This is a genomic window from Bradyrhizobium sp. Arg237L (assembly GCF_029990105.1).
Lineage (GTDB): Bacteria > Pseudomonadota > Alphaproteobacteria > Rhizobiales > Xanthobacteraceae > Bradyrhizobium.
The window spans coordinates 56,067-72,215 of sequence record NZ_JAQMIL010000001.1 but is presented as its reverse complement, the minus strand read 5'-3'; the positions used below and the strand labels follow the sequence as shown (position 1 = coordinate 72,215).

Below are 16,149 nucleotides of genomic sequence, written 5' to 3'. Positions count from 1 at the left end.
GACCATGCCCATGCTAAATACCGCCACCAAGACCGAAGCACCGGGCACGGAACAAGAGCTTACGGACGGCTTTCACCTCGTCATCGATGCGCTGAAGCTGAACGGTATCGACACCGTCTACGGCGTGCCGGGCATTCCGATCACGGATCTCGGCCGCATGGCCCAGGCGGCAGGCATTCGCGTGTTGTCGTTCCGGCATGAGCAGAACGCGGGCTACGCGGCGGCGATCGCGGGCTTCCTCACCAAGAAGCCCGGCGTCTGCCTGACGGTGTCGGCGCCAGGCTTCCTCAACGGGCTTACCGCGCTGGCGCACGCCACCACCAACTGCTTTCCGATGATCCTGGTCTCGGGTTCCTCGGAGCGCGAGATCGTCGACCTGCAGCAGGGCGACTATGAGGAGATGGACCAACTCGCGATCGCCAAGCCGCTCTGCAAGGCGGCGTTCCGCGTGTTGCACGCGCAGGATATCGGCATCGGCTTTGCGCGCGCGATCCGCGCCGCCGTGTCCGGCCGTCCCGGCGGCGTCTATCTCGATCTGCCGGCAAAACTGTTCTCGCAGGTGATGAATGCCGAAGCCGGCCAGAGGTCGCTGGTGAAGGTGATCGATGCGGCGCCGGCGCAGATCCCTGCCCCGTCGGCGGTGAAGCGCGCACTCGACGTGCTCAAGGGTGCCAAGCGTCCCCTCATCATTCTCGGCAAGGGCGCGGCCTATGCGCAGGCCGATGACGCCATCCGCAGCTTCGTCGAAAAGAGCGGCGTGCCGTTCCTGCAGATGAGCATGGCAAAGGGTCTCCTGCCCGACACGCATCCGCAATCCGCCGGTGCTGCCCGCTCGACCGTTCTGAAGGACGCCGACGTGGTGATGCTGATCGGCGCCCGCCTCAACTGGCTGCTCTCGCATGGCAAGGGCAAGACCTGGGGCGATGCACCGAAGAAATTCATCCAGGTCGATATCGAGCCGAAGGAGATGGATTCCAACGTCGAGATCGCGGCTCCCCTGGTCGGCGATATCGGCTCCTGTGTCATCGCGCTGCTCGAGGGCATGGGCGGCAACTGGCCGGCGCCGCCTGCCGACTGGACCACCAAGGTCAACGCCAAGCGCGACGAGAACGTCGCCAAGATGGCGCCGAAGCTGATGAGCAATGCCTCGCCGATGGATTATCACGGCGCGCTCGGCGTGCTCCGCACCATCATCAAGGAGCGGCCGGACGCCATCTTCGTCAACGAAGGCGCCAACACCCTCGACCTCGCCCGCGGCGTCATCGACATGTATCAGCCGCGCAAGCGGCTCGATGTCGGCACCTGGGGCGTGATGGGCATCGGCATGGGCTATGCCATCGCAGCCGCCGTCGAGACCGGCAAGCCGGTGCTCGCGGTCGAAGGCGACAGCGCCTTTGGTTTTTCGGGCATGGAGATCGAGACCATCTGCCGTTACGACCTGCCGGTCTGCGTCGTCGTCTTCAACAATGACGGCATCTATCGCGGCACCGACACCAACTCGGCCGGCGCCGATCCCGCAACCACGGTGTTCGTGAAGGGCGCACGCTACGACAAGATGATCGAGGCGTTCGGCGGCGTCGGCGTCAACGCGACCTCGCCGGATGAATTGAAGCGTGCCGTCAATGCGGCGATGGACTCCGGCAAGCCGACCCTGATCAACGCGGTGATCGATCCGGCGGCCGGCTCGGAGAGCGGCCGCATCGGCAATCTCAATCCGCAGAGCGTTCTGAAGAAGAAGTAACGGATCAACTGAACGGCGTCATTCCCCGCCAACGGGTCGGCCGAATGGCCGCCCGATGACAGGCTCCGGCGGGGGATCCAGTAGCCGCCGAGCTATCGTGAGGCGAACACTGAGCCCGACTGAATCGACGGTGATTACTGGATGCCCGCCTTCGTGGGCATGACAGCAACAGGTAGTAACAAGGAGAGGACAGATGACTAAGGCGCTTACGGGCGTTCGCATTCTCGATTTCACCCATGTCCAGTCGGGGCCGACCTGCACCCAGCTCCTGGCCTGGTTCGGCGCCGACGTGATCAAGGTCGAGCGCCCGGGCGTCGGTGACATCACGCGTGGCCAGTTGCAGGACGTCCCGAACGTGGACAGCCTGTATTTCACCATGCTCAACCACAACAAGCGCTCGATCACGCTCGACACCAAGAACCCGAAGGGCAAGGAAGTCCTGACCGCGCTGATCAAGAAGTGCGACGTGCTGGTGGAGAATTTCGGCCCCGGCGTGCTCGACCGCATGGGCTTTCCCTGGGAGAAGATCCAACAGATCAACCCGCAGATGATCGTGGCCTCGATCAAGGGCTTTGGCCCGGGGCCGTATGAAGACTGCAAGGTCTATGAGAACGTCGCGCAGTGCACGGGCGGCGCGGCCTCGACCACCGGCTTCCGCGACGACGTGCCGCTCGTCACCGGCGCACAGATCGGCGACAGCGGCACGGGACTGCATCTTGCCCTCGGCATCGTCACCGCGCTGTTCCACCGCACCAAGAGCGGCAAGGGCCAGCGAGTCACCGCGGCGATGCAGGACGGCGTGCTCAACCTCTGCCGCGTCAAGCTGCGCGACCAGCAGCGTCTCGCCCATGGCCCGCTCAAGGAATACAGCCAGTTCGGCGAAGGCATTCCGTTCGGCGACGCCGTGCCGCGCGCGGGCAATGATTCCGGCGGCGGCCAGCCCGGGCGCATCCTGAAGTGCAAGGGCTGGGAGACCGATCCCAACGCCTACATCTACTTCATCACGCAGGCGCCGGTCTGGGAGAAGATCTGCGACGTGATCGGCGAGCCCACCTGGAAGACGCATCCGGACTACGCCAAGCCGGCGGCACGCTTGCCGCGGCTGAACGAGATCTTCGCGCGCATCGAGCAGTGGACCACGACCAAGACCAAGTTCGAGGCGATGGAGATCCTCAACCAATACGACATCCCCTGCGGCCCGATCCTGTCGATGAAGGAACTCGCCGAGGACCAGTCGCTGCGCGCGACCGGCACCGTGGTCGAGGTCGATCACCCCACCCGCGGCAAGTATCTGTCGGTCGGCAACCCGATCAAGCTGTCGGACAGCCCGAGCGAAGTGCTTCGCTCGCCGCTGCTTGGCGAGCACACCGACGAGGTGCTGCGCCAGGTGCTCGGCTTCACCGATCACCAGGTCGCCGAGATCCACGACTCCGGCGCGCTCGCTCCGCCGCAGAAGCAGGCGGCTGAGTAACAGGGCCATTAATTTGGAAAAAAGGCCGCCGGTTCCCGGCGGCCTTTTTGATTCTGGAGTGCCAAATAGCCGATCTATGCTGCACTGCAAAAAACGGATGCTGCCATGCAAACAAATGCGTTGTCGCTGGCATCTGGTATACATAAATAGTCCCCAGATCACGAAGCGGACATTCCGCTGCAACTTCAGAGAAGGGGACATCATGTCCAAAACTGCTTCCATCGCAATTTCGGCCCCGACTTCGCTGTGGGGACGTTTGATGGCCACGATCGATCGGCTGCTGATGAAGAGCGCCGAGATCTCCATCCGCAACGGCGACCTGCCGCGCTTCGGCCTCTAAGGCCTCTTAGCGACACGAATTCCGGCGGCAAATGCCGTCGAGGTGGCGCCGACGAGACTCACATTTTGTTTGAACGAATGGCCCCTGCTCCGGGGCCTTTCTTTTTTCTTCCCGAATGACCGGTAACAGCCCAACTGCGACAAAGTAGCTCGGAAAGTGGTCCACCACGCGGATTGTTTGCAAGCTGGTATGTCGCATACCTTACGTGAGCGCTAGCCGACAGCCACCGAGCATTATTCGAAAGAAGCGGATGCCGCGCCTGAACAGCCCTCATACAGTTCCAATCGGCCGCACGATCGCAGCGGGTGATCGATCACCGGAAAGGTGCCGTATGACCCGCAGCACGTGATCGGGATGGGCTGATCGCAAGCCGACAAAGAGCGGTGCGTTCAAAGTTCGACAGGGAGGACACCAGATGAAGCATTCCATTCTGCATCTTGCATTGGCGGCCGTCGCAGCGTTGTGCGCGAGCGGTACCGGAGTCTCTGCCGCCTGGGAGCCGGTTCGTCCGGTCGAGTTCATCGTACCCGCCGGCACAGGCGGCGGTGCGGATCAGATGGCGCGCACGATCCAGGGCATCGTGACCAAGCACAATCTGATGAAGCAGCCGATGGTCGTCATCAACAAGGCTGGTGGCGCCGGAGGTGAAGGTTTTCTCGATGTGAAGGGGTCATCGGGCAATCCCCACAAGATCATCATTACACTCTCGAATCTTTTCACGACGCCACTGGCAACGGGGATTCCCTTCAACTGGAAGGATATGACCCCGGTCGCAATGCTGGCGCTCGATGAATTCGTGCTCTGGGTGAATGCCGAGAAATCCTACAACAAGGTCGGCGAATATGTTGACGCCGTAAAAAAGGCGCCGGCCGGCACGTTCAAAATGGGAGGCACCGGCTCGAAGCAGGAGGACCAGATCATCACGGTCGCCGTCGAGAAGGCGATCGGCACCAAGTTCACCTACATCCCCTACAAGGGCGGCGGCGAAGTCGCCGTTCAGCTCGTCGGCAACCACGTCGATTCGACCGTCAACAATCCGATCGAAGCCGTAGCGCAATGGCGCGGGGGCAAGCTCCGTCCGCTCTGCGTCTTCGACGCCCAGCCAATGGCCTATGACGAGCCGATCGCCGACGGCAAGAGCTGGAAGGATATTCCAACCTGCAAATCGCAGGGCCTCGAGATGGAGTATCTGATGTTGCGTGGCATCTTCATGCCGCCGAAAGCCACCAAGGATCAGATCGAATATTACGTCGAACTGTTCAGGAAGGTGCGCGCCACGCCTGAATGGCAGGATTTCATGAAGAGCGGCGCATTCAACACCACTTTCCTGACCGGGGCCGACTACGCCAAGTGGGTCGAGGCGGAGCAAAAGCGCCACGAGGTATTGATGAAAGAAGCTGGTTTCCTCGCCTCGGCGAATTGATCCGGCGATATCAACCAAGCACGCACGAGCGTGTCCCCTCGATTGCGAGTCCCGAGCTCACGATTCAGCCTGGAGGCCCTATGACTGCGCGTAGATCAGACGCTGCCGGCCCGGCACACAAGGCAGTGGAAACCGGCATGGCACTGCTGATCGCAGCCTTCGGCATTATCGTGATCATCGGCAGTTCGAAGGCCGGCATCACCTGGGGCGCGGAGGGCCCGCGTGCGGGCTTCTTTCCCTTCTACATTGGAATCTCCATCGTCGCAGCGAGCGCCATCAATCTCTGGAGCGCGCTGCGCGACAATGACGACCGATTGTTCGCGGAGTGGGGACAGCTTCGCCAGGTGATGAGCGTGGTTGTGCCCACCGCGATCTATGTCGGTTCGATGCCCTTTGTCGGGCTCTATGTCGCCTCGATCATTTTCATCGGCTGGTTCATGCGTTGGCTTGGCGGCTACCGATGGCTCCCGACCGTTGCCGTGGCGTTCGGCATGCCCATCGTCACCTATCTTGTCTTCGAACGCTGGTTCCTCGTTCCCCTTCCCAAAGGTCCTATCGAGGAATGGCTCGGCCTATAGAAGCCGCATTGTGGTCGGTTCGCTGTTGCAGGACGTATCGAAATGGAAGAACTCGCCAATCTTTTTCACGGCTTCGCCGTAGCCCTGCAGCCCTACAACATGATGCTGATGGTCGTGGGCATCATGCTCGGGGTGATCATTGGCGTGCTTCCCGGGCTCGGCGGCGCAAACGGCGTTGCGATCCTGTTGCCGCTGACCTTCAGCATGCCGCCGACATCGGCGATCATCATGCTGTCCTGCATCTACTGGGGCGCGTTGTTCGGCGGGGCGATCACCTCGATCCTGTTCAACATACCGGGTGAACCCTGGTCGGTGGCAACGACGTTCGATGGCTATCCGATGGCGCAACAGGGCAAGCCTGGCGAAGCGTTGACGGCAGCCTTCACCTCCTCGTTCGTGGGCGCGCTGTTCGCCGTCGCCATGATCACGCTGGTGGCCCCGCTGGTCGCAAGCTTCGCGTTGCGATTTGGTCCTGCGGAAAAATTCGCGGTGTACTTCCTCGCGTTTTGCAGCTTCGTCGGCCTGAGCAAGGAGCCGCCCTTCAAGACCATCGCCGCGATGATGATTGGCTTCGCGCTTGCAGCCGTCGGACTCGATTCAATCACCGGGCAGTTGCGATTGACGTTCGGGATCACCGAATTGCTCAACGGGTTCGATTTTCTGATCGCCGTCATCGGTCTTTTCGGCATCGGCGAGATCCTCCTGACAATGGAGGAAGGATTGAGCTTCCGCGGCGGCAACGCGAAAATCAATCTGCGCGTGGTGCTGCAAACCTGGAAAGAGCTGCCCGCGTACTGGGTGACGTCATTGCGCTCTTGCCTGATCGGGTGCTGGATGGGTGTCACGCCGGCCGGAGCAACGCCGGCATCCTTCATGAGTTACGGCATCGCCAAGCGGCTCGCGAAGAACGGCAAGAATTTCGGCAAGGGAGAAATCGAGGGCGTGATCGCGCCGGAGACGGCAGCTCACGCCGCCGGGACCTCGGCACTGCTGCCGATGCTGTCGCTCGGAGTGCCGGGATCTCCGACGGCGGCCGTTCTTCTCGGTGGCCTCTTGATCTGGGGCCTGCAGCCCGGCCCGATGCTGTTCGTCGAGCAAAAGGAATTCGTCTGGGGCCTGATCGCCTCGATGTATCTCGGCAATCTCGCGGGCCTGCTCGTCGTGCTCACCTGCGTACCCATATTCGCCGCTATACTTCGCGTGCCGTTCAGCATCATCGCGCCCCTCATTCTGGTGCTCTGCGCGATCGGCGCCTACTCGGTTCACAACAGCACATTCGACGTGATGCTGATGCTGGTCTTCGGCGTGCTCGGCTATCTGCTCAAGAAGTGCAACTATCCTCTCGCCCCTTTGGTGCTGGCCATTGTGCTCGGCGACAAGGCGGAGGAGGCATTCCGGCAATCGCTGCTCGGGTCGCAAGGTTCGCTCGCGGTGTTTTTCTCAAATGGGCTGGTCAGCACGATCATGGTCCTGGGGCTCGTTGCCCTTTTTTGGTCCGCGATTCAGGAAGGCTACAGCCGGCTGCGAACAGCGGCCGCCTGAGGCGGAGCTTTCTTCGAAGCTGGGATATAAAATACCAAAGCTCAAAACGGCTGGGCGATCGGTGTTATCGCACTTCTTGCGTCCGACCTACCCGCTCACATACCTCCTGAATCCGTCAGTCCAAAGCGGGCGCGCCGAGCTCGCTTTCCAAAGCTGACCTTCAGATCACCCGCGATGATTCTTGCGTGAATCCAGTCGCTTCAGAGCATCGATAGAAATCGCGCTGTGGACCATCATCTTGGGTTCGAAGTGAACCCGTTCGGTTGAACCAAGTTGTTGATTCCGAGTACCGATGCCCGCCTGCGACATTTGCGCGCGGTTCGTACCGACGCTTGAATGTTGGCATATTAGATACCAAGATGGCCGCCGCGCGTCCGGGACATAAGATAACAGGGGCGCGCCTTGGGAGGACCTATGACAGAGATGGTGCAGGCTACGGCTCCGCCAGCGGCCCGTGTCAGCGATACCTTTCGCTGGACACAACTTGCGATCGGCGTCGCGGCGATGGTGATGATCGCCAACTATCAATACGGTTGGACATTCTTCGTCCCCGACATTCAAAAAAAATTCGGTTGGGATCGCGCCTCTATCCAGTGGGCCTTCACCCTTTTCGTTTTGTTTGAGACATGGCTGGTGCCGATTGAAGGCTGGTTCGTCGACAAATACGGCCCGCGCATCGTGGTCCTCATCGGCGGCATCCTCTGCGCCATCGGCTGGGCCATCAATGCCCAGGCGACCTCGCTCAACGGCTACTATCTCGGCATGATCATCGCGGGCATCGGCGCCGGCGGCGTGTACGGCACCTGCGTCGGCAACGCGCTGAAATGGTTTCCCGACAAGCGCGGTCTGGCGGCCGGCATCACCGCGGCCGGCTTCGGCGCAGGCTCGGCGCTGACGGTCGCGCCGATCCAGGCGATGATCAAGGACTCCGGCTTCCAGACCACCTTCCTCTATTTCGGTCTCGGCCAGGGCATCATCATCGTGCTGCTCTCCTTCTTCCTGCTCGCGCCGAAGTCCGGACAGGTTCCGATGGTCGCGCAGAACGCCAATCTGGTTCAGAGCCGGCGCAACTATCAGCCGACGGAAGTGCTGCGGCAACCGATCTTCTGGCTGATGTACTTCATGTTCGTGATCGTCGGCGCCGGCGGCCTGATGGTGACAGCGAACCTGAAGCCGATCGCTGTGGACTGGAAGATCGACAGTGTCCCGGTGACCCTGATCGGCGTGACGATGACCGCCGTGACCTTCGCCGCCACCATCGACCGTGTCCTCAACGGCCTGACGCGTCCGTTCTTCGGCTGGATCTCCGACAATATCGGCCGCGAGAACACGATGTTCATCGCCTTTGGCATGGAGGGCATCGGCATCTGGGCGCTCTACATGTTCGGCCACGATCCGATCTGGTTCGTGATCCTGTCGGGCTTCGTGTTCTTCGCCTGGGGTGAGATCTACTCGCTGTTCCCCTCCACCTGCACCGACACCTTCGGCCCGAAATTCGCGACCACCAATGCCGGCCTGCTCTACACCGCCAAGGGCACGGCCGCGCTGCTGGTGCCGATTGCGAACTACATGCAGCAGACCGCAGGCAATTGGGACAATGTCTTTCTCATCGCCGCGGGCGCCAACATCCTGGCATCGCTGCTCGCCATCCTGGCGCTGAAACCGTGGCGCAAGGTCGTGGTGGAAAAATCGGGCGCGTCGTAGATCGCGCAACGCAGTTGGCATGAAGCGCCCGGCCCACAGCCGGGCGCTTTTTTGCTGCGCTTCCGATTTTCCGAAATCGCCGTGACCGCCGACCTGCGGCACGGCCTATACCGCACCGCAGCACAAGTTCGGCTTGCATTGTGGGATATAGTATACCAACATCCGCCCGGTGCTTGCGACGATAAGTCACAAACTCGCGACAGAAGGCCGCAACCGCAAGCACGCGCTCGGGAGGACTTGATGGTTTTAAGCAACGCCGCCACCGCACCCTCAACACCTTCGTCCAACGGCTTCCGCTGGTTTCAGCTCGTCATCGGCATCGTCTGCATGGCGATGATCGCCAACCTGCAATACGGCTGGACGCTGTTCGTCGATCCGATCGACGCGAAGCATCATTGGGGCCGTGCGGGCATCCAGCTCGCCTTCACGATCTTCGTGGTGACCGAGACCTGGCTCGTCCCCGTCGAAGCCTGGTTCGTCGACAAATACGGGCCGAGCATGGTGATCATGTTCGGCGGCGTGATGATCGCGCTGTCCTGGGTCCTCAATTCCTATGCGGATTCGCTGGCGCTGCTTTATACCGCCGCCGTGATCGGCGGCATGGGCGCCGGCGCGGTCTACGGCACCTGCGTCGGCAATGCGCTGAAATGGTTTCCGGACCGCCGAGGACTTGCTGCGGGCGCGACCGCCGCCGGCTTCGGCGCGGGGGCCGCGCTCACCGTGGTGCCGATCGCAAGCATGATCGCCGCAAGCGGCTACCAGACAGCCTTCTTCGAGTTTGGCATCGGGCAAGGCTTGATCGTGTTCGTGCTCGCCTTCTTCATCCGCCCGCCGTCTGTCGCGGTGCCTCCGAAGAAGAAGCAGCTCAACTTGCCGCAGACCAAGATTGATTTCACCCCGCCGCAGGTGCTGCGCAGCCCGATCTTCTGGGTGATGTATCTGGTGTTCGTGATGGTCGCCGCCGGCGGCCTGATGACGGCGGCGCAGATCGCGCCGATCGCCGATGACTTCCAGATCGCCAAGACGCCGGTCTCGCTCGCCGGCATCCAGATGGCGGCGCTGACATTTGCGATCTCGCTCGATCGCATCTTCGACGGATTCGGCCGGCCGATGTTCGGCTGGATCTCCGACAATATCGGCCGCGAGTACACGATGTTCATCGCTTTCGGCACGGCGGCGCTGATGCTGCTGACGCTCTCGACCTACGGCGCCCATCCGGTCGTGTTCGTGCTCGCGACCGCGGTCTATTTCGGGGTGTTCGGCGAGATCTACAGCCTGTTTCCAGCCACCAGCGGCGACACCTTCGGTGTGAAGTACGCCGCCACCAACAACGGCATGCTGTACACGGCGAAGGGCACCGCCTCGCTGCTGGTGCCGCTCGCCAGCATCCTCGCCAAGAATTTTGGCTGGCACGCCGTGTTCGTGATCGGAGTAGCTCTCAACGCGACGGCGGCGCTGATGGCGCTGTTCGTGATCAAGCCGATGCGACGCGCCTTCATCTTGGGCAACGAGACAGCGGCGGCACAGGCAACCGCGCGGAGCGTCACCACAGCATGAGCGCAGACGTTGTGACGGGCGAAGGCGCACTTCGGTGCGCCTTTTCTTTTTGCCCGGAATGAAAGGAATACAAAATACAACGAGATAGATCGATCAGACGCCATCGCCCGCAGGATCGAAAGCGTCAGCGCTACTTACTGTTTTTACTGCATTTTTCTCCATGTATCCGCTTCTGCTGCGTTGACAATTGGCATTTTGTATACCAGACTTGCAATCGTAAACGAACCCAAGGAGGTTGCCATGCAAGTCGGAGATATTCTGCACAAGAAAGCCGCCCGTGTTGCAACGGTTCGCATGAACGAGACGGTGGCGATCGCCGCGCAACTGATGCGTTCGAGAAATATCAGCGCGCTGGTGGTCAAGGATGTCGTCCGCACCGAGGGCAACACCGCGGTGGGCATGTTCACCGAGCACGATGTGGTGCGCGCCATCGCCGAGCATGGCGCGGCGGGCGCCAACATGCGCGTGTCGCATTTCATCTCGGTGCAGCAACTCGTGTCCTGCAGCTCGCGCGACACGCTCGAGCATGTCCGCCACCTCATGAACAAGCACCACATTCGCCACGTGCCTGTCATCGACAATTACAGCCTGATCGGCGTCATCAGCATCCGCGACATCGCAGCCGCATTCGACGAGCAGGTGATGGCCGCGCGGGAAGCCATTCCGGCCTGAAAGCACCTCAGCGTCAGCGCGCCGGTCTGAGACATGCTCGGCACCGGCGCATGGCCCCGCGCTGAAACATCAACCCCGCCTCTTTTGCGAAACATCCCATGAAGATTTGCATTTACGGCGCCGGCGCGATCGGCGGCTATCTCGGCGTGCAGCTTGCGCGCGCGGGCGTGGAGGTGAGCTTGGTCGCACGCGGCGCCCATCTCGCCGCCATGAAGGCGAACGGGCTGAAGCTCTTGATCGGCGATGAAGAGCGCATCGTGCATCCCCGCTGCACCGACGATCCGGCCGAACTCGGCGCACAGGATTTCGTCATCATCTGCCTGAAGGCGCATTCGATCACCGGCGTGCTCGAACGGATGCAGCCGCTGCTTGGCCCGCACACGCGTATCGTCACCGCCGTCAACGGCATTCCCTATTGGTATTTCCACAAACACGGCGGCGCCCATCAGGGTTCGACGCTGGAGACCATCGATCCCGGCGGCCGGCAGTGGCGTGAGCTTGGCCCCGAGCGCGCGATCGGCTGCATCGTCTATCCCGCCACCGAGATCGAGGCGCCTGGTGTCATCCGGCACGTCTATGGCGACCGCTTTCCGCTCGGCGAGCCCTCCGGCGAGATCACCGAGGACGTGCAGCGTCTGTCTGATGTCTTCACTAAGGCGGGCATGCAGGCCCCCGTGCTCGAGCGCATCCGCGACGAGATCTGGCTCAAGCTGTGGGGCAATGTCTGCTTCAACCCGATCAGCGCCCTCACCCATGCGACCCTGGACGTAATCTGCTCCGATCCGCCGACCCGCGCGCTGTCGAAAGCGATCATGCTGGAGACGCAGGCGATCGCCGAAACCTTTGGCGTCAAATTCCGTGTCGACGTCGAACGCCGCATCGAAGGCGCGCGCAAGGTCGGCGCCCACAAGACCTCGATGTTGCAGGACCTCGAGCGCAGCCGCCCGATGGAGATCGATCCGCTGGTCACCGTGGTGCAGGAAATGGGACGCCTGACCGGGATTCCGACGCCGTCGCTGGATGCGATGCTGGCGCTCGCTGCCCAGCGCGCCCGGATCGCTGGGCTCTACGATGGAACGGTGCTTCCATCGCCGGAAGCGAAAGTTGCGGCGGTCACGTGATGCTGCAGCGTAACGTGACCCATTGGCTTCGCTTCCGCCGCCAGGGTGAGACCGGCTTCGGCGTGTTGACGCCATCCGGCATCGCTGTACATGACGGCGAGATGTTCGGCACCTCCAGGCCGAACGGACGAATACTCGTGCTGGAGGACGTCGAGGTGCTCGCCCCCTCCGAGCCGACCAAGATTGTCGCGCTCTGGAATAATTTCCACGCGCTCGCCGCCAAGCTGCAGCAGCCTGAGCCGGCCGAGCCGCTCTATCTGCTGAAAGCGACCACCAGCGTCACCGCGCCGGGTGCCGTGATCGAACGCCCCCTCTCCTATGACGGCAAGACCACCTATGAGGGCGAGCTCGGCATCGTCATCGGAAAGCCCTGCACCAACGTCTCTCCTGATGAAGCCGACGACTTCATCTTCGGCTACACCTGTGTCAACGACGTCACCGCCAACGACATCCTCAACCGCGACAAGACGTTTGCGCAATGGGCCCGCGCCAAGGGCTTTGACGGCTACGGCCCGTTTGGCCCCGTCATCACCGCAGGGATCGACCCGGGAAGCCTTGTCGTGCGCACCATTCTCAACGGCGCCGAGCGTCAGAACTACCCGATATCAGACATGATCTTCAGCGCGCAGGAGCTCGTCAGCAAGATCTCGCACGACATGACGCTCTTGCCCGGCGATCTCATCGCCTGCGGCACATCGATCGGCATCGGCGTCATGAAGGAGCCAGTCAACACCGTGACGGTGGCGATCGACGGCATCGGCGAGCTCACGAACGAATTCAGGCAGTAGGCGACGTCACCTGAAGCCAGTGGCGTGAACCCCTTAATTCGGGGACTTTGGGTCGATCCGACTTGTTCCGCCTTGCGGAAACAACGCGGCGCTTTTGCATGATGGCGTTGCCCTGACCATCACCCGCCCCCGTGGACTTTTGCAGGGGGCGACGGCATCCTGCTGCCCGAATGAATTCTCGATAAACAACGCGCGACCGTCCGCGCCGGGGAAACAGAGGGCAGTAATGATCAAGACACGCTTCACCGAGCTTTTCGGCGTCGAGCACCCGATCGTGCAGGGCGGCATGCAATGGGTCGGACGCGCGGAACTCGTCGCGGCCGTCGCCAATGCCGGGGCGCTCGGCATGATCACGGCGCTGACGCAGCCGACACCGGATGATCTGCGCAAGGAAATCGCGCGCTGCCGCGAGATGACGGACAAGCCGTTTGGCGTGAACCTGACCATCCTGCCTGCGATCAAACCGCCGCCTTACGCCGAATACCGCCAGGTCATTATCGAGAGCGGCATCAAGATCGTCGAGACCGCGGGCAACAAGCCCCAGGAACACGTCGACCAGTTCAAGAAGCACGGCGTCAAGGTCGTGCATAAATGCACCAGCGTCCGTCACGCATTGTCGGCGGAGCGCATGGGCGTGGACGCGATCTCGATCGACGGCTTCGAATGCGCCGGCCATCCCGGCGAGGACGATACCCCCGGCCTGATCCTGATCCCCTGCGCCGCCGACAAGGTGAAGATCCCGATGATCGCCTCCGGCGGCTTTGGCGACGGCCGCGGCTTGGCGGCTGCGCTGGCGCTCGGCGCCGACGGCATCAACATGGGCACACGCTTCATGTGCACCAAGGAGAGCCCGATCCATCAGCTCGTCAAGGAACGCATCGTCGCCAATGACGAGCGCGAGACCGAGCTGATCTTCCGCACCATGCGCAACACCTCGCGTGTCGCCAGGAACGCGGTCTCCACCAAGGTAGTCGCGATGGAGAAGGAAGGCGCGAAATTCGAGGATGTCCGCGAACTCGTCGCCGGCGCCCGCGGCAAGATGGTCTATGCCACCGGCGATGCCGAGGAAGGCATCTGGTCGGCTGGCCAGGTGCAGGGCCTGATCCACGACATCCCGACCTGCGCCGAACTGGTATCGCGGATCGTACGCGATGCGGAGGCGATCATCCGCAGCCGCCTCGAGGGCATGATTTCGGGGGCGCAGCGCCAGGCTGCCGAATAAAGCGGCCTTGCGCCCAACCAAAGAGAAGAGCCGATGAAAGCCTATGTCTATGGCGCCAATGGCGCTGAGATTACCGACGTCGCAAAGCCAACGCCGAAGGGCACGCAGGTGCTGGTCAAGGTCCATGCCTGCGGCCTCAACCGCGCCGACCTCGGCATGACCAAGGGCCATGCCCATGGCAGCGCAGGAGGCGTCGGCACCGTGCTCGGCATGGAATGGGCCGGCGAGGTCGCCGAACTCGGACCTGACGCGAAAGGCGTCAAGGTCGGCGACAAGATCATGGGCTCCGGCGGCGCCGCCTTTGCGGAATACACGCTTGCCGATCACGGCCGGCTGTTCCGCGCGCCCTCGAACATGAATTTCGAGGAAGCCGCCACCCTCCCCGTCGCGCTCGCGACCATGCACAACGCCGTCGTCACCAACGGCGCGCTGCAGGTGGGGCAGACCGTGCTGATCCAGGGCGCAAGTTCCGGCGTCGGGCTGATGGCACTGCAGATCGCGAAACTCAAGGGCGCGAAGCTCGTGATCGGTTCCTCGACCGACGCGATGCGGCGCGGCCGGCTGAAGGATTTCGGCGCCGACCTCGCGATCGATTCCAGCGACGCCGGCTGGGTCGAGCAGGTGCTGAAGGCAACCGGCGGCGAAGGCGTCGACCTCATCGTCGACCAGGTCTCCGGCAAGGTCGCCAACCAGAACCTCGCTGCGACCAAGGTCAAGGGCCGCATCGTCAATGTCGGCCGGCTCGGCGGCACCCATGCCGATTTCAACTTCGACCTGCACGCGGCGCGCCGCATCCACTATATCGGCGTCACCTTCCGCACCCGCACCATTGAGGAGATCCGCGAGATCTTCGACGAGGTCCGCAAGGACATCTGGGGCGCGGTGGAATCGCGCAAGCTGCAACTGCCGATCGATCGCGTCTACAAGTTCGACGAGATCGGCAAGGCGTTCGAGCACATGGAAGCCAACAAGCACTTAGGCAAGATCGTGGTGACGCTTTAAGTGCGATCGTAGGGTGGGCAAAGCGCAGCGCGCCCACCTTCGCTTGCACCGAACGTGGATGGTGGGCACGCTTCGCTTTGCCCACCCTACGCCATGCGGCTTAGATTGCCCTTCCCGCTATGGTGGCCTGATAGCCATGGATCTGCCTGGCCGTCGTAATCGCCGCAAAAATCGCTGCCAGAACGAATGCTATGGAAAAGGCGAAGAAAACAAAACGTGGCGTCATTGAGTGGGCTCCCTTTCAGGACCCCCCGCGCCATATCTAACGTGAATTCCGAGGCCTTCAAGGCGCGCACGGGCGGTCCACTTAGAATGCCGCAGACTGAAGGGCCACGCCTGTCGCGAAAGGCAGAGCGTCGGCTTCTCTCAAACGGCGTGGGATGGTCACGCCATGTGCTTGGCCGTTTGCCCTTGGGTGAGCTGTGTTCCAGTGGGGCGATGGAGTTGTCAGTGCGATTTGTGACGACGCCTTACGAGACGATATACGCCATACCCGACCGCAATAAGAGCAAGAGGAAGTCCAGCGCCAGCGACAGGTCCCGGAGCGCCATGAACGCTACCAGGAGCGCCATGGACGCCACCATCGGTCCAATTGCTAGGGCTGCCATCTCCGTGGAGGACGTAACCGGTGGTCGCGATTCCTAACACAGCCAGTCCACCAAGAGCGCTTTTGAGAGACCACAAGCGCATGAATTTCCACATCCAAAGCATGACTATTAATCTCCTCGCCCGCGATTTGATTAATTATTAACGTTTCGTGATAATAATAGCAATATTAAATCGTCATAATAATATCAATATTAAATCCGCTGTGCAGCCGTGATATTGCAAAGCAACACAGCCTCTAATCAGTGGCTGACCGCTCGCCCCTCAGCCCGATGGTCGGGGCGACGCCTAGGCGCAAATCCCCGATTTTGCGCTAGAGCTAAAGCGCGACGAGATAAGGATGAATCATCATCGCGCTTTAGGTTATTGTTCGAGCATGATC

General features: G+C 61.8%; 14 protein-coding genes. 13 read left to right on the top strand and 1 reads right to left on the bottom strand.

What is annotated here, in order from left to right; translation table 11 throughout:
* Positions 1-10: 10 nt before the first annotated feature.
* The 13 genes from oxc to OZ411_RS00250 all read left to right on the top strand — a co-directional run bounded on the left by oxc (position 11) and on the right by OZ411_RS00250 (position 15,161).
* The gene (gene oxc, locus OZ411_RS00310; RefSeq protein ID WP_282526306.1) at positions 11-1,741 is read left to right on the top strand and encodes an oxalyl-CoA decarboxylase; all 1,731 of its coding nucleotides are present in this window, start codon (positions 11-13) and stop codon (positions 1,739-1,741) included.
* Between the two features lie 193 nt (positions 1,742-1,934).
* The gene (frc, locus tag OZ411_RS00305) at positions 1,935-3,212 is read left to right on the top strand and encodes a formyl-CoA transferase (RefSeq protein ID WP_130581660.1); all 1,278 of its coding nucleotides are present in this window, start codon (positions 1,935-1,937) and stop codon (positions 3,210-3,212) included.
* 202 nt (positions 3,213-3,414) lie between these two features.
* Positions 3,415-3,552, top strand: coding sequence for a hypothetical protein (locus OZ411_RS00300; protein WP_165421361.1), 138 nt, complete (start codon positions 3,415-3,417; stop codon positions 3,550-3,552).
* A gap of 415 nt (positions 3,553-3,967) precedes the next feature.
* A complete protein-coding gene (locus tag OZ411_RS00295; RefSeq protein WP_282526305.1) occupies positions 3,968-4,975 on the top strand; it encodes a tripartite tricarboxylate transporter substrate-binding protein in 1,008 nt (335 codons plus the stop codon).
* A gap of 80 nt (positions 4,976-5,055) precedes the next feature.
* Entirely contained in the window at positions 5,056-5,553 is a 498-nt protein-coding gene (locus OZ411_RS00290) for a tripartite tricarboxylate transporter TctB family protein (protein ID WP_282526304.1), read from the top strand.
* A gap of 42 nt (positions 5,554-5,595) precedes the next feature.
* Entirely contained in the window at positions 5,596-7,095 is a 1,500-nt protein-coding gene (locus OZ411_RS00285) for a tripartite tricarboxylate transporter permease (RefSeq protein WP_130582994.1), read from the top strand.
* 414 nt (positions 7,096-7,509) lie between these two features.
* Complete coding sequence (gene oxlT, locus OZ411_RS00280) at positions 7,510-8,799, top strand: oxalate/formate MFS antiporter (protein ID WP_130582993.1); 1,290 nt, start codon at positions 7,510-7,512, stop codon at positions 8,797-8,799.
* A 240-nt stretch (positions 8,800-9,039) separates the two neighbouring features.
* Positions 9,040-10,356, top strand: a complete 1,317-nt coding sequence (gene oxlT, locus OZ411_RS00275; protein WP_282526303.1) for an oxalate/formate MFS antiporter — start codon at positions 9,040-9,042, stop codon at positions 10,354-10,356.
* 240 nt (positions 10,357-10,596) lie between these two features.
* Positions 10,597-11,028, top strand: a complete 432-nt coding sequence (locus tag OZ411_RS00270; RefSeq protein ID WP_282526302.1) for a CBS domain-containing protein — start codon at positions 10,597-10,599, stop codon at positions 11,026-11,028.
* A 98-nt stretch (positions 11,029-11,126) separates the two neighbouring features.
* Entirely contained in the window at positions 11,127-12,149 is a 1,023-nt protein-coding gene (locus tag OZ411_RS00265) for a 2-dehydropantoate 2-reductase (RefSeq protein WP_282526301.1), read from the top strand.
* Entirely contained in the window at positions 12,149-12,937 is a 789-nt protein-coding gene (locus OZ411_RS00260) for a fumarylacetoacetate hydrolase family protein (protein WP_282526300.1), read from the top strand. The genes OZ411_RS00265 and OZ411_RS00260 overlap by 1 nt, the downstream gene beginning before the upstream one ends.
* Positions 12,938-13,163: 226 nt before the next feature.
* Positions 13,164-14,159, top strand: a complete 996-nt coding sequence (locus OZ411_RS00255) for a nitronate monooxygenase family protein (RefSeq protein WP_282526299.1) — start codon at positions 13,164-13,166, stop codon at positions 14,157-14,159.
* Between the two features lie 33 nt (positions 14,160-14,192).
* On the top strand, positions 14,193-15,161 hold the full coding sequence (locus OZ411_RS00250) for a zinc-binding dehydrogenase (protein ID WP_282526298.1): 969 nt from the start codon (positions 14,193-14,195) through the stop codon (positions 15,159-15,161).
* A gap of 100 nt (positions 15,162-15,261) precedes the next feature.
* Here the strand turns inward: OZ411_RS00250 and OZ411_RS00245 are convergent, their stop codons facing one another.
* Entirely contained in the window at positions 15,262-15,387 is a 126-nt protein-coding gene (locus OZ411_RS00245; RefSeq protein WP_282526297.1) for a hypothetical protein, read from the bottom strand.
* Positions 15,388-16,149: the final 762 nt, after the last annotated feature.